Source organism: Burkholderia sp. S171, assembly GCF_009766085.1.
Classification (GTDB): Bacteria; Pseudomonadota; Gammaproteobacteria; order Burkholderiales; family Burkholderiaceae; genus Caballeronia.
In genome coordinates, this window is the sequence record NZ_LMUF01000048.1 from 251,516 (window position 1) to 272,606 (window position 21,091).

The 21,091-nt window shown below is 58.1% G+C and carries 15 protein-coding genes; 10 read left to right on the forward strand and 5 right to left on the reverse strand.

All coding sequences use genetic code 11. From position 1 onward, the window contains the following. The first annotated feature begins 113 nt into the window (after nt 1–113). A complete protein-coding gene (locus GSQ93_RS28475; protein WP_158938986.1) occupies nt 114–1,358 on the forward strand; it encodes a nucleoside deaminase in 1,245 nt (414 codons plus the stop codon). A 111-nt stretch (nt 1,359–1,469) separates the two neighbouring features. Here the strand turns inward: GSQ93_RS28475 and GSQ93_RS28480 are convergent, their stop codons facing one another. Together GSQ93_RS28480 and GSQ93_RS28485 are read right to left on the reverse strand one after the other, a co-directional pair. Continuing rightward, nucleotides 1,470–6,131 (reverse strand): molybdopterin cofactor-binding domain-containing protein, encoded by a 4,662-nt coding sequence (locus tag GSQ93_RS28480; protein WP_158938987.1) that lies wholly within the window; start codon nt 6,129–6,131, stop codon nt 1,470–1,472. A 128-nt stretch (nt 6,132–6,259) separates the two neighbouring features. Next, the gene (locus GSQ93_RS28485; protein WP_158938988.1) at nt 6,260–7,381 is read right to left on the reverse strand and encodes a porin; all 1,122 of its coding nucleotides are present in this window, start codon (nt 7,379–7,381) and stop codon (nt 6,260–6,262) included. Between the two features lie 362 nt (nt 7,382–7,743). Between GSQ93_RS28485 and GSQ93_RS28490 the strand changes: the two genes are divergently transcribed. The 7 genes from GSQ93_RS28490 (at nt 7,744) to GSQ93_RS28520 (ending at nt 14,896) form a co-directional block, all read left to right on the forward strand. Next, complete coding sequence (locus tag GSQ93_RS28490; RefSeq protein WP_254074102.1) at nt 7,744–8,757, forward strand: ABC transporter substrate-binding protein; 1,014 nt, start codon at nt 7,744–7,746, stop codon at nt 8,755–8,757. Beyond that, on the forward strand, nt 8,754–9,596 hold the full coding sequence (locus GSQ93_RS28495; RefSeq protein ID WP_254074103.1) for an ABC transporter ATP-binding protein: 843 nt from the start codon (nt 8,754–8,756) through the stop codon (nt 9,594–9,596). Before GSQ93_RS28490 ends, GSQ93_RS28495 begins: the two co-directional genes overlap by 4 nt. Beyond that, entirely contained in the window at nt 9,596–10,429 is an 834-nt protein-coding gene (locus GSQ93_RS28500) for an ABC transporter permease (protein WP_158938990.1), read from the forward strand. The genes GSQ93_RS28495 and GSQ93_RS28500 overlap by 1 nt, the downstream gene beginning before the upstream one ends. A 36-nt stretch (nt 10,430–10,465) precedes the next feature. Beyond that, nucleotides 10,466–11,848, forward strand: a complete 1,383-nt coding sequence (locus GSQ93_RS28505; protein WP_158938991.1) for an FAD-dependent oxidoreductase — start codon at nt 10,466–10,468, stop codon at nt 11,846–11,848. Next, nucleotides 11,845–13,011: a CaiB/BaiF CoA-transferase family protein gene (locus GSQ93_RS28510; protein WP_158938992.1), complete on the forward strand. Its 1,167-nt coding sequence runs from the start codon at nt 11,845–11,847 to the stop codon at nt 13,009–13,011. The genes GSQ93_RS28505 and GSQ93_RS28510 overlap by 4 nt, the downstream gene beginning before the upstream one ends. A gap of 13 nt (nt 13,012–13,024) precedes the next feature. Beyond that, entirely contained in the window at nt 13,025–13,798 is a 774-nt protein-coding gene (locus GSQ93_RS28515; protein WP_158938993.1) for an enoyl-CoA hydratase-related protein, read from the forward strand. A 180-nt stretch (nt 13,799–13,978) separates the two neighbouring features. Further along, the gene (locus GSQ93_RS28520; RefSeq protein ID WP_158938994.1) at nt 13,979–14,896 is read left to right on the forward strand and encodes a LysR family transcriptional regulator; all 918 of its coding nucleotides are present in this window, start codon (nt 13,979–13,981) and stop codon (nt 14,894–14,896) included. On the opposite strand, the gene GSQ93_RS28525 is transcribed toward GSQ93_RS28520, so the two are convergent. Then, complete coding sequence (locus GSQ93_RS28525; RefSeq protein WP_158938995.1) at nt 14,893–15,237, reverse strand: hypothetical protein; 345 nt, start codon at nt 15,235–15,237, stop codon at nt 14,893–14,895. The genes GSQ93_RS28520 and GSQ93_RS28525 overlap by 4 nt on opposite strands. Before the next feature lie 85 nt (nt 15,238–15,322). Between GSQ93_RS28525 and GSQ93_RS28530 the strand changes: the two genes are divergently transcribed. Together GSQ93_RS28530 and GSQ93_RS28535 are read left to right on the forward strand one after the other, a co-directional pair. Then, nucleotides 15,323–16,729: a sigma-54 dependent transcriptional regulator gene (locus GSQ93_RS28530; RefSeq protein ID WP_158938996.1), complete on the forward strand. Its 1,407-nt coding sequence runs from the start codon at nt 15,323–15,325 to the stop codon at nt 16,727–16,729. Nucleotides 16,730–17,080: 351 nt separating this feature from the next. Further along, the gene (locus GSQ93_RS28535; RefSeq protein WP_158938997.1) at nt 17,081–17,743 is read left to right on the forward strand and encodes a helix-turn-helix transcriptional regulator; all 663 of its coding nucleotides are present in this window, start codon (nt 17,081–17,083) and stop codon (nt 17,741–17,743) included. Between the two features lie 1,039 nt (nt 17,744–18,782). Here GSQ93_RS28535 and GSQ93_RS28540 read toward each other — a convergent pair. Further along, nucleotides 18,783–19,790 (reverse strand): DMT family transporter, encoded by a 1,008-nt coding sequence (locus tag GSQ93_RS28540; protein WP_254074104.1) that lies wholly within the window; start codon nt 19,788–19,790, stop codon nt 18,783–18,785. A gap of 233 nt (nt 19,791–20,023) precedes the next feature. Further along, entirely contained in the window at nt 20,024–20,890 is an 867-nt protein-coding gene (locus GSQ93_RS28545) for a LysR family transcriptional regulator (RefSeq protein WP_158938998.1), read from the reverse strand. Between the last annotated feature and the right edge of the window lie 201 nt (nt 20,891–21,091).

Consider the following 21,091-nt stretch of genomic DNA (forward strand, 5'->3'; position numbering starts at 1 on the left):
AGGTGACTTTCAATTTCCGTGATTGCCGGATCCAGATCCGGATGGTCATCAGCAGTCATGTCGATTGAGAAATTTGCGTATCCAGAATCACAATTTCCATATGGGTGGTCGAAATGACAAAAGTAACAACCGTGGAGCAGGCGATGGAAATCGCCGCGGATCAAACGCTCATCGCCAGTTGTGCGAAGACCTTCTCGGTCGGTGGCCTGCTGGTCGACGACGAGGGTAAGGTCCTGCACGCGATGCCGAACCAGGTGATCAAGGACGGCTATACCTCCGACCCGACCGCTCATGGAGAGAGGCAACTTACCGACTGGTACTACGCAAATAGCAAAGGCCTTCCTGAGCCGGGTCAGATCACCGTCGTCACGTCTCTCGATCCGTGCTGCATGTGCACGGGTGCGATCCTGACGGCGGGATTCAAGGTTTTGACCGCTGCCTATGACACGTATTCCGGCATCAACTACGACACGAAGTCCGACTTCCCTTCGTTGACGCCCGGCATGGCGAAAAGAGCGAAGGAGCGATTCGGTTATCCCGAGGTCGTTGACGGTGTTTGCTATAACCGCCTGGCGAAGGGGCCGGAGAATAACGTTCCGGCATTCACCGCGAAGACCATCCAGGGCCGTACCGTCGCATTGTGCGAAAGCATTTTCCAGGCGACGCTCGCGACCGTGCGTAACCAGATCAACGATGATCTGCCGTTCGATCAACTCGGGGACATCCTGTCGCTGCCTTCGACGGATCCGATCCGCGTTGCGCTATCCAGCAAGTATGCCCAGGCCCTGCAATACCGGTCGCAGGCGCCGTTCACACCGGACGAGGGGCTGGTGCCGTACCTGAAGCCCATGATGCAGCATGACATCACCCTGGGCGGCAAGGGACAGGCTGTTGCGCTGCTCGACCACCATGGCAATTTGCTGCTTTGCAAGTCGGGGGCGGAGTCCATGTCATCGATCCGGACCGCGTTCATGGAAGTGACCCGCACCTATGCCGGATTGCGCCGGCAACTTCAAATGGATGGAATCAAGGACACGCGGAAATACTTGCCCCATCCGAAGTACTGCACCTTTGTTTTCGCCTTGGGACCGATGCTGGACGACGTACCCCCGGAGCGTCCGGACATCGGCCCGCTTAGCCAGACGCAAAGCTTCATGGAACTGGGCGCCTACGGCTCGACAATGGAAGGTGCGCTCGATACCGTCAACAACCCGTCGCCCTATCAATACGTCCGCTCGCGGATGAGCGCCGACACCTTGGCGACCTTCTGCACGAAGATGCCGCCGTTGTATAGCGGGGAGATCAAGGTCAACCCGATTCAGGTGACGAACCAGGCATTGATCGATGGGATCGGCTGATCCGTTTGAAACCCGCTTGAGCGGTACATGACCGGTACATGAGCGGTACATGAGCCGTACATAAGCCGTACATGCGCCACGGGCGTTTCCCAACCGGAACCCCGTGGCTTTTCACGCATGCAGGACGAACGCTTCTTTCCCCACCTCGCACGCGCGCCGCACCTCCTGTACCGTTGCCGGCGCATCCAGGAAGAACAGCGGCGTGAGGTTGCGCTCGACGCGCGACGCACGGATCGCCGCCTTGATGGCAAAGAAAACGCTGTTGGCGAGCACCATCGGCGGTTCGCCGGCCTCTTTGGACGAGTAGATACCGTGCTCGTCGGTGGTCGGCACACCCGAGACTGAGGGGTCGTTTCGCGGGAACAGGTGCACGTTCATCTCCAGCGGAATGGATGCATGCGCGGGGACTTTATAACGCCACGTATTGAGGGTGTTCAGGCGGCCCTTTTCGTCGCCGTCCGGCTCGAACACAAGCTCTTCGGAAATCAGATAGCCGACGCCTTGCACAAACGCTCCTTCGACCTGGCCGATATCAATGGCCGGATTCATGCTCCATCCCATGTCGTAGGCAATATCCGCACTGATGATCTTGACCTCGCCGGTCAGGATATCCACCTCGACGACCGAGCATGCCGCGGAGTAGGTGAAGCCGACGAAACAGTCCACTGTACCGCCGGGCTGCGCACTTTCGTCAACGTCGATACCCGGTATCCGGGGTTGCTGGTCCAGCGGCTTGAAGGTCTTCCATGGTACGGATTCCTCACCACCGGATACCTGTACCGTGAAACTCGCTACCAGATTCACCCTTGCTACATAGGCGTAGTGAATCAGGTTCTGCCAGATCAATGCGGTTTGCCCGTGTGCGAAGACTTCTTGCGCCCAGCCGGTTTCTTTGTAATCCCAGTAGTTAATGCCATTGTCCTTGCACCATTGTTCGCCTTTCTCGACTCTCAGCTGCTGCCCAAATTCCCGGAGACGTTTAGCGAGGTCTGTGCAGACAGCTTTGGCCACTTCGCAGTTGTATTGCGTTCCGGTCGAGGCTCCGGTGCTGGTCGGATTTGGCGTAACACTGGTCTTCGGGCTTTCAATATGGATCATCTCCATCGGGATGTTGAGCACATAAGCGGCGACTTGCAGGACCTGGGTGATCAGGCCCTGTCCCATCTCCACGCCGCTCTGATGAATCGTCACCGTTCCGTCCGCTTGATTGACCACCGCGATCCCCGCGGCCTGCTCCAATTGCAGAAGGTTATATCCTGAGCCGTACTTCACCGGGATCATCGCGATACCGCGTTTGCGCCATGTGTTGTCGCGGTTGAATTGCTCCACCGCACGCGACTTGTCTTCGAAAGAGCAGGTGGTTTTCAGCCAGTTCCACACCTGCCTGATATAGCAGCCGTCCAGCACCTGTCCAAACGGAGTCACGTCGCCAGGGTTATAAAAGTTGGCTTCCCTGAGTTGCTCGGACGGTATGCCGAGTGCGACAGCGGCATCGTCGATCGCATTCTCGATGATGTTCTTTCCCTGCAGGTCGCCGAATGCACGCATGGCCGTGCTGGGGGCGGTGTTCGTCCGGCACACGTCGATCTGGCTCTGGTAATTCGGCACTTTATAGACGTTGTCGGCCCGTAGCTGGATGCAGTTTGAAACGATAAACGAACAGTCGTAGTAAGCACCGCCGTCTCCCCACATCTGGGTCCAGAAGCCCTTGATCTGGAGAGTCGTGCGGTCGACGGCAATCTGGCACTGGCCAAAAAATGCGTGCCGCTTGCCGATCATCCGGGTATCCACATCTCTTGGCAGTACCACCCGTACCGGACGGTTGAGCCGGTATGCGGCCACAACCGCGGGTCCGGTGACGAATCGCGCCTGTTCGGTTTTCCCGCCAAAACCGCCGCCAAGCGGTGCGACGCGGATATCCAGCCGATTGTAGGGAACCCCGATCGCCATCGCCGACGTTTGATGCATTTCCATCGGGCTCTGCGAGGACGGGTGGACGATAAACCGGCCTTCATCCTGTGGTACGACCAGGCAAGCCTGAGTTTCCATATAAAAATGGATCTGGCCGCCGTTGCGTTGGCTGTTCGCCAGCCGGATACAGTTGGCAAAGGCCTGATCCGGCACACCGGACAGGTCGGTTAGCTCGATGCTTCGATCAAGCGGTTCACGGCTCGAATTCATCCAGTCGAACGTGCTGTCCGGTCGCGTGATCTTCCAGATATGCGTCACGTAGTTCGCCGTACTCGGGGCATCCGGGAAAATGCTGTTTCTCGCGATAGCGTCCTCAATGCTCAGTACCGGTTCGTTCCACTGCGCGGGCCAGCTTCCGTCCCATGTGATCGTTCTATAGCCAATGCAGGAGCGGGTCGCATACTCGGCTATGTCAGTGGCTGCCTGTTCGTCTCGGGCCAGTACCATCGCAATCGTCTGGCCGGGGTAATGAACGCCGCGCTTCGCAAACAGCGGCTGGTCCAGCGCTTTTCCCTGTAAATTGAGGCCGTGGGGTGGAACACTGTCGCTCGTCAGGACATCGGTGAATTGATTGGGGAACGTTGCGGCGAGATGGGCCTTGAGCTGTTCGCGCGTGATTTCCGTATCGGCAGAACCCGGCAGGCAAAAATAGAACCCGGCCAATGCACGCAGGCTTTGAACGAAGGCGCCATGCAGGGTCCTTGGAGGGATCGCCAGCTCGTGCGTATAGTGCATTTCGCCGAGGGCCTGGTAGATAGCCGTATTCTTGATATACGGCAAGCCCACCGGATGGCGGTCGACCGGCGGAACGGCGTATGACTGGCGTCCTGAACTGACACCCCAGTTACCCCATGGGATATCGCCTGCCGAGGCTATCGCCGGGCTAACTGGCACGCCCCGGTGTACCAGCGCGTTGATCAACGCTTTGTAGAACAGGGACAAGGCCAGGGCCACCCGGTAGTCGTCGGAGAAGCCCTCGTCCGGCAGCCTTGCCCGAAACGACGCCCATTTCTCAAGCTCTTGCGTGACTTCCCGCTCCAGTATGGTCAGGCTTTCCGTGAGGTCCTCCGTCGTCAGCGGCCGCCCCAGACCACTCAGGAATGTTTCCGTCCGTTCGGCCGGCCATGGCGCATCAGAAATCCCGCCGAATACGAGGCTTGCCGTCTGAATATAGTTATTGGAAGATTCTCCGCCCGCCGTTGCCCACACCGTATCGCTGGTCATATTGACAATAGCGTGAGCGTTCACCTCTCTCAGTGCGGTCTTCTGAGACAGGACAACCTGATTGGCCCTTGCAAGCGGAATCCTGTACGACACAATCAGCGTGGCTTCACCGGCCTTCCCGCCGAGGTCCTGAAAGAATGTGACTGCCTCTTTCACGGACATCACGTAAGTGGTGGTGCTGGACGGCGGGTCGACAGGAGATGGCCGCAGCATGACAAAGGTGATTTCCGCACCGATCGCGGCCAGTACCGTCAGCGTGTCGGAGGGGAAAGGCTCACCACCGTATCCCGGATGTGCCTCGTCCCGCGAGAAGAGGTGTTTCATCACCAGCATCGTATTGCCGCCCAAGGTTGCGGCATTGCGGACTATGCGGCCTGCGGTCCTGCGGGCCATACCGTGCAATGCGGCCAGGGGACTGACCGCGGACTGGTCATATTCCGCCATCACCGTGTCGAGAAGCGCGATCAGGTCGCTGAAGGTAATGCCTGCGCTGACCGTCAGCCACTCGGCATCCACGCTGTGCGGCCGGTTTAATTCCGGTACGCGGCGCACATCAATAGATGCGCGCGACTCAAGACACTCGTCCTTATAGATGCCGAATGAGGTGTGGCCGTTGACAAACTGGTAGGGAATCGCCTGGGCCTGGCACTGAAAAGCATACTCGAACGCTTCGTTCCACGAGGTCGCCGTGTACCAGCGCTTGCCCGCGTGATGAGACCCGCGAGACCCGCCAATGGTGACCGGCCGCGGCACGGCCCGGGCCGCCTCCGGAAACGGAATCGTGACGCTGGCCGCCGGCAATTGCCCGGTCTGGCCGCGCTCCAGCAGGCACTTCATCCGCTCCTTCTCGTCCTCGCGGGTGTAGTCGCATGCGAAGGTCTTCATGCCGGTCAGGATCGGACGATAGCCCGTGCACCGGCAGATATTTCCATCGAAGATATCTTCAATCTGCTGCTTGGTCGGATGCGGATTATTGACGATGAATTCGGACATGTTCATCACGAACCCGACCGTGCAGTAGCCACACTGACTGCCATTGTTTGCCGCCAGCCGCTGCGCGACAGGATTGATGCGGGGCAGGTTGTCGGCGGCTTGCAGAGCCGCGTCGCCATGGTCGGGCAGGCTGGCCGTGGCCAAAAAATCCGCTAATTTCGTTGTACCGGATGCGAACCTTGTCATGCGTGATCGCATCGCGGCTTGCCGGACCGCCGGCGGTGGCGTCCAGTTGAGCGGGGCGAAGCCCGAAGTCGGCGCGTGCATGGGGTAGCGTGCGGGCAACGTGCCGGGTGTTCCCGTTCCCTCGACTGTCGTGACGACGAGGCCGCTCAGTGCGCAAACTGGCCGAAGACAGGCGTTGATGGCGCGGTGTTCCTCGCGGTTGTCCTTCCAACTGGACAGGATCACGGTACACGAGCCGCATCCACCTTGTCCGCACGCCTTCTTGGGTCCGGCGAGACCGATATCGGAGGAACGCAGAAAGTCGATCAACAGGAAATCCGGACTGGGATTCTCGATGCTGACGGGTTCTCCATTCAGGAAAAAGTCGACACGATTGACGTATTGGGTTTCACCGCTCATATGAAGCCTTCCGCAGGTATATTTTTAAGCCCTCTTCATGGAAGTGCCGCTTATTTTCGGCATCTGGCTTTATAAATTCGACCGGAGTAAACCGGCTAGGTGTTCAGGCTCGCTACACGTCTTTGTGTTCAGAAGCTTTGAGTCATGCCAATCCGGACATCGACCTGCTTGTTTGTGGTGGACGGGGAGAATGCATAGCCAATAGCGGCGCGCGTACCCGCATTCGCAAGCAAATAATCCGCACCGGCGTAAACCGAGGTGCGTTTGGAAAACAAATAATTAATGCCGGTCGAAAACCGGCTCCATCTTGATTCTTCAAACCGCGTACGTTGATAATCGAAAATGCCAAATAGATCAGGTGCGAAATAGTATTGCGTGCCGCCCTGGTAGACTTGCATGGTCGAACTGGTTCCGTAACCCTTGACGTTAATATTGTTATAAAGAACATTCAACTGAAGCTTACCGATTACATAAAGAGCGCCGGCGCCGAAAACGCCTTTACTGTCGACCTGCATGCCGCTTGGAAAAAGGTCGGTGGCGACCCCTGTCGCCGGATTGATGGTGGCGACTCTCTGGCCCAAAAACGTTGTTACGCCCAACTGCGCGTAAGGATCGAACCCTTGTCTGCCAGTCGGGTTATTGATTTTTGTATAGACAATTGCCGTGCTGAATGCGCTGCGTTTAAAGGCGCCGCCGACGCTCCAGGCGCTACCTTGATGAAAATTCCCCGCGACATTACCAAATTCATACATCCCGCCAAATCGGGCGCCACCAAAGTTGGCACTCGAAAACTTGACAGCATTATTGAGGCGATCTGCCCCGGAGTACCCGTCGAAGTCGCCCTGGTGGCTGCTATATCCCGTCCCTTCGGATGCGAGGTTGAATCCACCCAGATTCAGATAATCCCATACGAAATCGTATTGATTACCCAAAGTAAATGCGCCCCATTTGCTGTTCAATCCAACAAAAGCCTGTCGCCCGAACAGTGCGCCGTTTTGAAAGGCTTTCCCGGTTCCCAATGAAAAACCATTTTCAAGAGTGAAGATTGCGCTCAAGCCGCCACCTAAATCTTCGACTCCCTTGAATCCCCACCGGTTACCGTACCAGATGCCGTCTTCAAACCGATAGGCACTGCTTCCGGCATAATTCGATACATAGGTTATTCCGGCGTCGAGCCGGCCGTACAGTGTTACGCTACTTTGTGCCCGTACGAAGAGTGGAACAAGCAATGCGGCTATGGCGCCAAGCATGTGAACCGCTCTTTTATTATACATATCTTCCCAGTTTTAAAAAACTAATTGATCTTATGGCAATTCGGGCTGCTTGGCGTCCGGGCCAATGGGTCGATGCCGAGATCTTTTGATAAAAAAATTGGTGTTGCAAGTACAAAATTTATGTGTATGTGCCCACAAAATCAGAACGCCCCAATAGGAAAAAGGCTCTCAAGGGAGTCGGGAGGGGTGGACTAATTTTAGCAACATACCTGGGCAAAATTTGATCTTGTGGTGGGCGAGTTTAGATGTTTTCATTGCAGCGAATAGAGCATGTCGCTGTCCGACGACCTGTTTTTCTTACATTTGGGGATGATGTCCTGATGCATTGCCGATTCAGCTTGCCGAGACGAAAGCTTGTACTGGGGTCCCTTGCGACACTCGGCGTTACGGCGACGGGTTCTCTTGCGACAGTCCAGGCTTTGGGCGCGGAGGATGGGCTTATCAATCTGCAACTTGGTTATATAGCCGGCGCCGATCAAATTGCCGAGGTAACGGCGCGGGCCATGGGGTATTTCAAAGATGAAGGACTGACGCTGGCGATCCAGCCGGGCGGCCCGAGTGTTGACGGCCTCGCTGTCGTGGCGTCGGGCCGGTTTGAAGTAGGGGAGATATCCTCCAGCCCATCAATCATGCTGGCAACGTCTCAAGGCATTCCGATCCAGTCTTTCGCGGTGGGTCTTCAGCGGCACCCGTACGGTTACTTTTCTCTCAAGAAGAACCCCGTGCGTACACCGCAGGACTTCATCGGAAAACGCGTGGGTGTGGCGCCGACCGGCGTGGTCTTGCTACGCCTGTTGCTGGCCAAGAACAAGATCCCGGAAAGCCAGGTAACGATCGTTCCTATTGGCGGTGACATGTCGCCATTGCTGACCGGGCGAGTGGATGTCGTGACAGGCTGGCTCTCGAACACGTCTTCGCTGAGGGCGCTGGGCGACGAGCGAGTTGGCCTGACGTTATGGGACGCAGGCGTGCATCTGTATGCGTGGCCGTACTACGCAACCCAATCCACGCTCCAGACCCGTCCGGATCTTCTCGTGCGGTTCCTGCGGGCGACGGCGCGCGGCTGGCATGTCTGCAGGACGCAGCCGGATCGTGCCATTGACTATCTGATGAAAGATTATCCGCAGCTGAACCGTGAGGACGAGCGGGCGGCGCTGGCCATCAAGCTGCAGTGCGCGCTGGACGACGAAACGGTCGCGAACGGCTGGGGCACGATGAGCGCCGAACGCTGGCAGCAGCAGATCACGCAATTTGACCAGCTGGGTCAGTTTTCCGGTCACGTACCCGCGGTAAACGAAGTCATGACGACGGCCATCCTCGATAAGACCCGGTCAGTCCGGATGGCCGTATGAACGCAGAGACCGACATGACCGCAGCCCAATCTCCGGCGCGCGAATTGCGCGGTGCCGGCGCCGGCGACGCGGTCACCGGACATGCGATCAGTTGCCGCGACATCGTCGTTCGGTTTTTTTCCGAGCGCCGCAGCGTGACGGCCATTTCCGGGCTGTCGCTGGATGTGCGGGAGGGGGAATTCCTGACGCTGCTCGGTCCTTCCGGCTGCGGCAAGTCGACCTTCCTTCGGGTGGTAGCCGATCTCCTGCCGCCCAGCAGCGGTTCAATCACGGTTCTCGGCGGCAAGCCTTCGCGCGCCCGTGCCAACGGCGACGTTGCATTTGTCTTCCAGGATGCGGCCTTGATGCCGTGGCGAACCGTGCTGCAGAACATCGAGCTACCGCTTGAGATCGCTGGCAAAAGCCCGCGCAAGCATCGTGTCAGAACCATGGAGCTACTGGATCTCGTTGGGCTGAGGGGATCGGAAAACGCCTACCCGAATGAATTGTCCGGAGGAATGCGGCAGCGGGTTTCCATCGCGCGTGCATTGATAGGCAATCCCAAGGTCTTGCTGATGGACGAGCCTTTCGGCGCGCTCGACGAGATTGTGCGAGATCGTCTGAACGAAGAGATCCGCAGGATATGGAAGGAAACAAAGCTGACGATCCTGTTCGTGACCCACAGTATTTATGAGGCGGCTTATCTCGGTGAACGCGTGCTGGTCCTGAGCGCCAATCCCGGACGCGTGCGTGACATCGTCCCCGTTCCGCTGCCCTATGAACGCACGCTCGAAGCGCGGGAAACGCCCGAGTTCGTGTCGCTTGCCGCCAGGTTGCGCAGAACGCTGGAGACCTGCTGATGGACGTGTATTCGACTCCCATGAATGCGCCGGCGGCCTCTCTTGCGATCGACGAAGCGCGCTACCTGGCGGAGCAGCGCCGGCTCGCGCTTCAGCGGCGCATGCTGCCTGTGCTTGGCATCGTGGGCCTGCTGATCGCGTGGTGGGCCGTTATCGCCGGCTTCAACATCAAGCCCTTTATTGCGCCGTCTCCCTTGCTGGTGATGCAAACCATCATCAACAAAAGCGACATGCTGCTGCAGAACCTCGGCGTGACTGCACTGGAAGCACTGTTCGGCTTCATCCTCGGAAACCTCGTGGCGATCCTGGTGGCGTCCGTGTTCGTGCACAGCAAGATTCTCCAGTGGATATTCCTGCCGATCGCGGTCGCGGTCAATGCTATTCCTGTGGTCGCCAAGGCCCCGATCCTGGTGCTGATCATGGGCAACGGCATGGCGCCGAAAATCACGATCGCAGCGATGGTGTGCTTCTTCCCGACGCTGATCAACACCGTGCGCGGGCTGGAGGCGGTGAATCCGCAGATCATGGATCTGATGCGCATCCTGTCGGCAACGCGTATGCAGATCTATTTCAAACTCCGCTTGTTCAGCGCGCTGCCGTACCTGTTTTCCGCGTTGCGGATAGCCGCCTCGATGTGCGTGATCGGCGCCATCGTGGGTGAGTGGATCGGGTCGACCCAGGGTATCGGCGCCCAGATCATCCAGGCTACCTACAACTATGACTCGCCGTTGTTATATGCGGCCATCGTCATGAGCGCATTGTTATCGGGTCTCTTCTATGTGGTGATCGCGCTGTTGGAAAAGCGGATCGTGAAGTGGTCCGCGTCGCACTGAAACGGTTGATTCGTTGATACAGGCAGCAAGGAAAAAATGACTTTTAATAATTTTCTGCATGAACCGGCTCGCGACACGAAGATCGTTGCCAAAGCCGACGTGGTGGTCGTCGGCGGTGGCCCCGCAGGCGTGGCCGCTGCGCTGGCGGCGGCGCGCAATGGTGCGCAGACCATCCTCCTTGAGCGTTACAACCATCTCGGCGGCCTTGCATCCGGCGGTATGGTGCTGATACTGGACGACATGTGGGACGCGAGCCAACACGAAATTTCAGTGCGGGGCACGTGTCTGCAATTCATTGAGCGGTTGTCGCATCGAGGCCTGGCTGTCTATCCGGACTCGACCGAGTGGCGGCAGAGCGAAGAGGCTTACCGAAAGTGGGCTCGCTGGGGAACGTTCGATTTTCATAGCCACCAGAAGCCGCGTCCGGTTTGTTTCGCGGTGGCGTTCGACCCCGATGGCTGGAAACGCGTGTCGCTCGAGCTCGTCAAGGAGACCGGAGTTCAACTGCGCCTGCATTCGTGGTTTTCCAGCACGATCGTCGAAGACGGGGTGGTCAAAGGAGTGGTGTGTGAGACCAAGAACGGACGTGAAGCCATTCTTGGAGATGTTGTGATCGACGCCACGGGTGACCTGGATGTCGCCGCGTCGGCAGGGGCTCCCTACATTGGCGGAAGCTACATCATGACGACCGTCTTCCGGATCGGCGGCGTGGATACCGACACCGCTGAACGGTTCGAGTTCGAAGACCCGGTGGCCTACGCCGCGCTGGACCGGACAATCAAACAGATGCTGGGCGGCGCATGGGCGTACTGGTGGCTCAAGACGCCACTGAAGGGCATCGTCTGGTGCAACTGCCCGCACTTGCCCGGCTATAACGGGATCGAGGTTGAAGACCTGACCCGGGTGGAGATGCTCGGGCGCGAGATTGTCCACGAAGTGCATGAATTTGCGAAGAAGAACTTCCCGGGTTTCCAGTCGAGCTACGTTGTGGATTTCGCCTCTCAGACCGGTGTCCGGCAAACGCGGCTGTTGCAGGGCGAGTATGTGATGACAAAGGACGACATCATGAAGCGGGTCCGTTTTCCGGACGCAATCGCGCGCGGACGTGACTACTACTATCCGTATCGCTCGCTGCTGCCGAAGAAAGTCGACAACCTGCTGATCGCGGGCCGCCATTACTCCTCGACCTCCCAGGCGCAAAAAATGTCGCGTGAAATCCCGCCGTGCATGGCAATGGGCGAGGCCGCAGGCGTCGCCGCGGTGCAGGCGCTCAACGCGGGCAAGAAGGTTCGCGATATCGATGTCGGTCTGCTGCAACGAACCTTGCGCGCACAAGGCGCAGACCCAGGAGACCAGATGAGTCCCAACCCTGACATTCCCGCACTGGCCGCAGGCCTGACAATTGGAGTGGCCGCATGAGTTCGGTCCCGTTCAATCAGTCTGCTGTGTCTGACCTCCCGCTGTCGGGAATCAAAGTCGTCGATTTCACGCAAGTGATGATGGGCCCCGTGTGCACCCAAATGCTGGCCGACTACGGTGCGGACGTGATCAAGATCGAGCGCCAAGGTGAAGGGGATCTGAGCCGCTCGACATTCCGGCCGGTTGCGGGTTCGGATAACCCGGTCTTCTGCAGCCTGAACCGCAACAAACGGAGCGCGACGCTCAATTTGCGCGACCCGGCACAGCTGGACGCCGTCAAGAAGCTCATTGCCGAGGCCGACGTCGTGACCAGTAATTTTCGCGCGGGGGTGATGGAGCGCATGGGCCTGGGCTACGAGGCGTGCAGGAAGCTCAACGAGCGGATCATCTTTGCGATTGGATCCGGCTTCGGTGAAACGGGACCCTATAGCGCGAAGGGCGGGCAGGATGTCTTGGCGCAGGCAATGTCGGGTGTCATGGCCCGGCGATCCGACGTGTCGGTGCCGCTGAACATCTATCCGACTACGCTCGCGGACTACTCCGCCGGCATGCATATGGTGCAGGGTATTTTGCTCGCGCTCCTGCAGCGCGACAGGACCGGGCTCGGCCAGAAAATATCCGTGTCGCTGTATGACTCAATGCTCGCCATCCAGATGCAGGAGGCGGCGATGCTGATGATGGAGGACTCCGAACTGAATTGGGCCGCAATGCCGTTGTCGTCGGTGTTTCACGCGAAGGATGCAGCGTTCGTGCTCGTGGGTGCGTTCAAGCAGAACCCGTTGCGCGACATCTGCGATGTGCTCGGAATCAACGACCTCTCGACTGACCCGCTCTACTGCAATCTCGGGCAGCAATTGCTGCACAAGGCTGAACTTCGCAGCATCCTGGCCGAGCGATTTCGCACGGAGACATGTGATCACTGGCTTCGCCTGCTGGAAGAAAAGGACTTGCTGTGCGCACCTGTCAAACATCTGCGCGAGGTGCTCGACGACGAACAGACGCATCACAACCAGATGATTTTGCAAGGGCAAGGAATAGGGCGGGAGTTGAAGCTGATCGGCAGCCCGATCCGGATGTCGGCGTCACCGGTTGAGCTGCGCCGGCCACCGCCCTCCCTTGGACAGCACACCGCCGAGATATTTGGCGACGACTTCGTCAAATGACAGGTGACATTCAATGGACGTAACTCTGGAACTGAACAGCGGTGTCGCATCGGTCACGATTTCGCGGCCCGAGGTGCTTAACGCACTCGATGCCGCCGCGCAGCAGGAATTGGAAGATATCTGGCAACGGATCGAACGGGACCCGAACGTCCGCGTGGTTGTGCTGACAGGCGCCGGCGAGCGCGCGTTCTGCAGCGGCGCGGATATAAAAGCTGCGGGTTCCAGCGGGCTCGATTACTGGGCGCATCCACTGCCAAAAGGTTTCGGCGGATTGCCGCTACGCGATACGTTGAACGTGCCGGTTATCGCGCGCGTCAATGGGTATGCGCTCGGCGGCGGACTGGAACTGATGCTCGGCTGCGATATCGCTGTTGCCTGCTACGAAGCTACATTTGCGCTGCCGGAACCGAAAGTGGGCAGGATGCCGCTCGACGGCGGCATGACGCTTCTCGCGCGTCAGATTCCCTACCGTCATGCGATGGGCATGCTGCTGACCGGACGCCACGTCAAAGCGACCGAAGCGTTCGAGATGGGACTCATCAACGAGGTCGTGCCGCGCGCGGATCTCGATGCGGCGGTCGAGCGCTGGGTCGGCGAGATATTGTCCTGCGCGCCGTTGTCGTTGCGCGCCATAAAGGCTTTCGTACGCTCGACGCAGGGACTGTCTCCATCGGCCGCGCAGGGCATGCGCGTGCCTGCGCTGGTCACCGCCCTGGAGTCAGAGGATGCCCTGGAGGGCGTCCTGGCATTCAAGGAGCATCGCAAGCCCGTCTGGAGGGGGCTCTGATGGCACACGTCATTGCCGGGGTTTGAAAAATATGAGCGGATCAATTCCGGATTCTTCGAGCCTGCCGTAACAGTGCCTGGCAGTCCCAGCGGAGCGCCTGACGCCGGTTCGACCGGCATCGATCATCCGGAAATCCGCAGCTATACGAGACAGTAATACGGGTAACGAGGTTAAATTCCCATGCATGCCAGCGTTCTTAAATATTTCACTGAAGTTGCCAGATGCGGTTCGATGCGCAAGGCGGCGCAACATTTATTCGTTGCCCCAAGCGCTATCAACCGGCAGATACGGAACCTCGAAGATGAACTGGCAGTCGAGCTGTTCGACCGCCTGCCGAGCGGGCTGAAACTGACGCCCGCCGGCGAACGTTTGCTCAAGCATATCCGCGAAACGCTAGATGGTTTTCATGCGATGCGCGCGGAGTTCGACGCCATGAAAGGCGAGCGGACCGGCCATATTTCCGTGATTGCAATGGATTCGGCCATGGAGAAACTATTGCCGGCGGTTATCGACGATTTTGGCGAGTCGTTTCCCGCCGTGACCTACGCGATCCAGTACGCATCGTTGTCCAAGGTAGCGGAGCGGGTGGCGTCGGGACAATTCGACATAGGTATCAGCTTTTGCCAGAAGGCGCCTGCCGGAACCCGGATCGCCGCCACCGCGACTTTCGCCAGCGGCGCTGTACTGTCGGCTTCTCATCCGCTGGCAAAGAAAGACATCGTGACGTTCGAGGAATGTCGTGAATATCCCATTTTTCAAACAGGTGTCGCCGATGAACTGCCGAGCCCGTTGTCGCTCGAGTACTCCCGCCACTGGGAGGAAACAAAGGTCCATATGCAGTCCAACTCCATCCGTGTGATCAAGTCCATGGTGGTTCGCGGGCGTGGGGTCGGGTTTTTTACGAAGCTGGGTTTTATCGACGAAATTGATCGGGACGAGGTCGTGTGGCGACCCATTGCAGGGGTGTCGGACAACACGCCGCCTGTGGCAATCCTGGTTCCCAGCCCGAAGGAACTGTCGCCAATCTGCGAGGAATTTTTAAGCTGTCTCATCCGTTTTTTCAAGCAATTCGAGGCTATGACAGAAAGCGGTCATTAACTACTACAGGGCGCAGTCCAGAGCCTGAGAGAAAAGCGTGTCGTGATCATGGGGGCGGACGCCGGCATCGGCGCCGCGACCGCCCTGGTGTGCGGCAATGCAGCAACGTGCGTGGTTGTGCGGGATTGCAGCAACGCGGAAGAGGCCGATAAGTAGTCCAGATGATCCGAGGGGCCGGCAGCCGTGCCGGGTGGTTTCACGCAGATGCGTGCGAGATCGTCGGAGTCGACAGGCCTTTGTCGGAGGTGCGTGCAGCCTTCGGCGAGATTGATGCGCTGATCTACAACGCCGGCGGCGTTGACAAGGCTCTCGCCGATCGTGGATGCGAGTGACGATGACATCGACGCCGTGTTCGCCTCAACGCCTGCGCGGTTGTTCAGCAGGGTTTGATGGCGGTGTTCACTTTAACTAACCGGTATGACTTTCATGGCTGCTTCTTCCCGACTTCCCAGGCATCTGTTTAGCGTTGGCAATCCTCTGACGCTCGAATTTCGTTCGCTCCTGGACACGCGCGGCTGGACCGTCAGTGCGCTGGAACTGGATCGCGACCCGGCGACTTTTTCATCGAAGCCCAGTGGTGGATTGCTTGATTTCTCCGCGCGAAACGTGCTGGCTAACCTTCGTCTGGCTGAAACATGGCTATCGATAAAGACAGTGGGCTGGGTGGCGCTCGTGTTGCCTGAGCAGCTTGAAGATCCCACTATCAGACGCCTCGTCCGCGATTTCTGCTTTGACTACGCCACGATCCCGGCACCGGGCGAGCGCATTCTGAACGCGCTGGGCCACGCTTACGGGATGACAGCGCTGCATGACAGCGCCGCACGGGAGATCGGCAACGGCAACGGCGATGGCGACGCGGAGGGTGAAATGATCGGCTCGTGCGATGCGATGCTTGCGCTCTTCCGAGCGATCCGCAAGGTGGCCGCGACCGACGCGCCCGTGTTTATCTCAGGCGAATCGGGAACGGGCAAGGAACTGACAGCGGTGGCTATTCATGCGCGTTCGGCGCGGCGTGATCAGCCCTTTGTTGCGATCAATTGCGGGGCAATTCCCCCGCATCTTTTGCAGTCCGAGTTGTTCGGGTACGAACGCGGCGCTTTCACCGGAGCGAACCAGCGCAAGATCGGCCGCGTGGAAGCGGCGAATGGCGGCACGCTGTTCCTCGATGAAATCGGTGACTTGCCGCTGGAGAGCCAGGCAAGCCTGCTGCGCTTCCTGCAGGAGCGCACGATCGAGCGCCTGGGCGGCCATGAGTCCATGCCCGTGGATGTGCGCATTGTCTCGGCGACCCACGTCGACATGCAGAGCGCGATGGCCGAAGGACGGTTTCGTGCTGACCTGTATCACCGTCTGTGCGTATTGCAAATCGATGAACCACCGCTGCGTGAACGTGGTAAGGATATCGAATTGTTGGCGAGAGAAATGCTTGATCGCTTCGAAAAGGACGCAAACCGGCGTCTTCGTGGGTTTGCACCCGATGCGATCGCCGCAATTCATAACTATCGCTGGCCAGGCAACGTGCGTGAGCTGATCAACCGCGTGCGGCGGGCGATCGTCATGGCCGAAGGGAGGCTGATCGGTGCGCGCGATCTGGAACTTGGCGAATTTACCGGCGGTATCCCGATGTCGCTTGCGCAGGCTCGGGAAGTGGGAGAAAGGAAGGCGATCGAAATGACGTTGTTAAGGAATCGCGGGCGCGTGGGCGAAGCTGCACGGGAACTTGGCGTGTCCCGCGTGACCCTGTACCGGATCTTGTCTGCCTACAGCATGCGACATGCAGAGGTGAACCGCCCCGAGTTTTCGGGAGACGCAAGACAGAATGGCCGGTGCTGAGTGAACGGCCGGGGAGCCAGTCGCGAGTAACGAGGGTTGCGCACCGAGGTGCCAGGGGTGCAGCAGTAAATTCCGGGCGGGCATCTTCCTGACGTGAAGCGTGATATGAAGAAGACCATAATGGCACCGGTCAAACAGACTTGAATCGACGATATCCTCCATGTAGTCTGCGGGGCAATATCTCAGAATGTGGCGGCTTGCGCGTCGATAAAACGTACGCGAGCCATTGACCTGGGGATCAACCAGCCTATGTATTTAACGAGCAGAGAGACCCGCCTGGTCTCCGACATATTCGCGGTTCTTGCTGATTCGCTTCCTGAGCAGTTGATGCGGCAGGAGGTGGGCGTTCGCATGCTCAGCTTGCTGCGCGCGGACCACCTCGGGTCGTACGTCTGGGACGAGACGAAGAAGGAATTCGTCAATCGGGTCTCGTTCAACATGTCGGAAGACAACCTGTCCGAGTACGAGCAGTACTACCAGTACCGCGATACCGTGACTCCGCGGCTGCAAAATTGCCGCGAGGCGGTTCGCGTAACCGACAAGATTCCGCAGGGTGAGCTGGTGCGGACTGAACTATTCAACGACTTTCTGCGTCGTGACGGTTTGCACTGGGGCATGAACGTGTATGCGTGGGCGGGTGATTCGAACATAGGCGACCTGCGCATCTGGCGCGGCAAACATCGGGACGATTTTTCCGATCACGATCTCGCCATGGCCGAGTTCATTCGCCCGGCTTTTACTGCAGCACTCGCGCGAGCGCGCGACGAAGCGGGCATGACGAAGCCGTCCGGACCGCAAGCCACGCTGATTTCAGAGGACGTGCTGAAGAACCTGACGGCGCGTGAGCGGGATGTGGTCGGGTTGGTGGTGGAGGGGTTGCTCGACAAGGAAATTGCATTCCGGCTTGGCATCTCTTATACGACGGTCCGTACGCACATTGACCGTTCTTTCCATAAGCTGGGTGTGGGAAGCCGCTCCAAACTGATTCGCGTGGTGCAGACGAACGGGCGGTAGCAGAGCGCCGCGCCCGGCCAACGTGTTGCTCGAATCGGAAGCGTAGCCCGGTTGAAGATGGTCGAATATCTGCTGCAACAGAAGTCCGGCGAAAATGTAACGCTGGCATGCGAACTGAATTGAACTCGGTCTGGTTATCGCGCGCTCTGGACAATATTTTCCTTTGCCCAATATCGGTCATTTGTAGCACTGGCCCGGTGCGCCTATGCATTCTTATTTATCGTTTTTTCGTGAAGGCAATGATTAGAGGTTACCGCCTAGCGTAAATCCTCAGAATTGAGGATTCACTATTGGCGAAGTCGGGATACTGTTCCCTGCGTCATGACTGGAGCATGAGCCTTGGGCTTTGACCAGACCTTCCAAACAACCCCGACATCCGCTATTGGCCGAGCAGGAGAAACGCGCATCTGGATGCGGATCATTCCGCGCTGAAGCGACGAGGGCAGCAGTTCCCTGCTCGGCCAGGCTTATTGGCGCAAGCGTGTAGTCGGTCTGGCTCGTTATCCGGAATTGAGGCTAACCCAGCACACCACTGTGGAGGGAATGCTCGAATGCGTGAACACGGCAATTTGATCGTGACGCGCAAAGTTGCGCAACGGGTTGCGCGGCAAGTTGGATTGAAAGGCCGTCGCACGCAACATTGAGTTATCCCGGCTTTGTTTTCACGTTTCGGCATATTTATTCGTAGCCGCTGCATAAAGATGCATCAACTACTAAAATATTTCTGGTTTTTTTACTCTGGTTTTCATTGCACTGACCTAAAGAGAGAGGGTTGAAGATGGAAATGCAATACCGAGGATCGACTATACGACCCATGGTTGCCCCCGCTCAGGGCGCCTTCGATTCATTTGTGATCATCCGGGACGAGCATGGAAATCAACGCTCGCACGGCACCCTTGGCCGTTTCGCGTCGCATAATGCCGCCACGAATTTTGCGGTCGTCTGGGCCATAGCAACTTTGGATGGAGATGCCGCACCGCGAGCACCGTTCCAGGTTGCTTGAAGTGCGTGCCCGTGCCATCCGGGTATCGGCACTGTTCTATGAACCGGCAGCAACGCGCCGCGAGCGAAGACGTAGATAAAGGTTGTTGAGGATTAGTGCCGCGCCTGTCATGCAAGCGCCCGCAATCTGCATGTGGGTCGGGATTAATCCGCTCATCGCCGACACTACGAATGTTGTCATGGGCAGCACATCCATGAACAGCACGCCATTGAGCGGGGTCAGGATCCTGTTTCCCATGTTCCAGAACAGAATCGCGATAAAACCCGCAACGGGCCCCATATAAAGCAGGTGAGGGATGATGGCGATCAGCATCGCCGTGCTTGGCACCGGCACGACATGAAGCGCAAATAACAGCACGTTCAGCCCGATGATCGTAGTCAGGCCCAGCAAGGTTGTCATCGTCGTGTATTTGAGCGCGGACCACGTTTTGAAGTATGACGCGCTGAACGTGTAGATCGCCCAGCACAGCGCGCCGACCACAATCAACGCGTTGGCCGAGTAGTGCTGAGGCTCGCTCAGCAGTGCTGCAATATCGCCTTTTGTCACGACCAGTGCCACGCCGGCAAACGACATCAGGATAAACAGAAACGAATACAGCGGCGGCACGATCGAATTCACGATCAAGCCCATCATCGGCTGGGTTGCCATCATGATCGATGCAGTCAGCGCGCCGTCGCGGCCGGCCAATTGTTGTCCGAGAAAAACAAAAGAACCGAATCCACAGAAGCCGATTGATCCCGGCAGCCAGGCAAGTGCTACGGGTTCGCCTTTAAACCGGAATGCGCTTCGGCCTTCTTTCTCCCGCAACAGGACCAGGAACGCGCTGCCCGCAATCACGTAGCGCAGTGACGTAAAGGTGAATGGATCGACATGCCGGAGTGCGCTTGTCATGACGGGAAACGTGATGCCCATCAAGACGGTTGCGCACACGCAGAGCACTACCCCTGTCATGTATCCGGGGCGCACCGTCCCAAAGGATGGGCTTGGCACAGCGGCGCCTGGGTTAGCCGCGACAGTCGCTTGACGCTCGAATAGTTTATTCATGACCTATCGTTCAAAAATTAGGAAAAAAATTTTAGAACAGCGCGCGCGGGGTCATATCGACGATGCCAGCCAGCTTCTTTTCGCTTACTTCGACTTTGCCCAGCACCCGCAGTCCTTACACGATGCATAGCAAGAAAGTGCCGACGGCGTTTTCATCGAGATCGGCATTGAAGTCTCCCGCTTGCTGGCCGCGAATTACGGCAGCAGTCAGTTGGGATGTCGTCGAAAACGGCTCACCGTGGCAGAACTGCACAAACAGACCCGGCGAATTGCACGGTGACGGTTTGCTCATTTCTCGTATGCCGTTGGACGAGGCCGATTTCACGCGTGAAGGTCTCATCACCCAGAGACAACGCGCATACGGTGTCCGGCATGTGCAGCGCGGACGATTGCGGGATGAGCGCAACGCCCACCCTGTGCGCCACGAGCCCGACAATTCCCTGCAATTCATCCAGCTCGACGACGTCCTGCACCGTCACGCGAATCCTTCTGAGAAAGCGGTCGACGAGGCGGCCTCCAAATGAGCTCCGGTCGTATCGAATAAAGGGCTCTGACTTGAGCAGTGCACGCCACGGCTGGTCCGCAAGCTCGCGCGGGACCAGCAACACGAAGGGTTCAGTGAGCAGCGTTCGCCAGTGCAACTCGGCCGGCAATGCAAAAGGCGGTTTAATGAGCACCGCGACGTCGATCTCGCCAGAATCGACTTGTGCCAGCAGATTGAGCGACACGCCAGGGACCACGCGGATTCGCCATCCGGGCGACGTCTGCCGGAACAGTTCAATGGCGCTCACCAGAAACGAAGCCTGCGCCGAAGCAATAGCCCCCACTCGCAGCAGGCCCGACTGTTCCGCCGTGCCGCCACGCGCCGCCAGGCGCGCGTAAACCGACAATAATTCTTCGGCTGAATCGACCGTCTGCTTGCCTGCGGCGTTGAGCGTGGCCGAGCGCCCGGTCCGGTCGAATAGCGGGAAACCCAAGTCGTCCTCAAGCCGCTGGATCTGTGCGCTGACAGCCGATTGCGTCAGTCCGATATGCGCCCCGGCACTCGCGAACGTCCCGAAACGCACCACCGCCAGAAAGGTTTTCAGCTCTCGCATCATGATTTTATCGATCAGATTCACAGGTTTTATTGATCGATTTTATTGATGCTGAGATAAAAAAACTATCGTTATTCAACTATTCTCGTTGCCCCTAAACTCTCTTCCCATGGCGTGACATCCACTTTTCACCCACCATGACGACGGTGCGGACAGACCATGTCCGCGTCGTCGAATACATATGCATACGTACACTCAACCGAT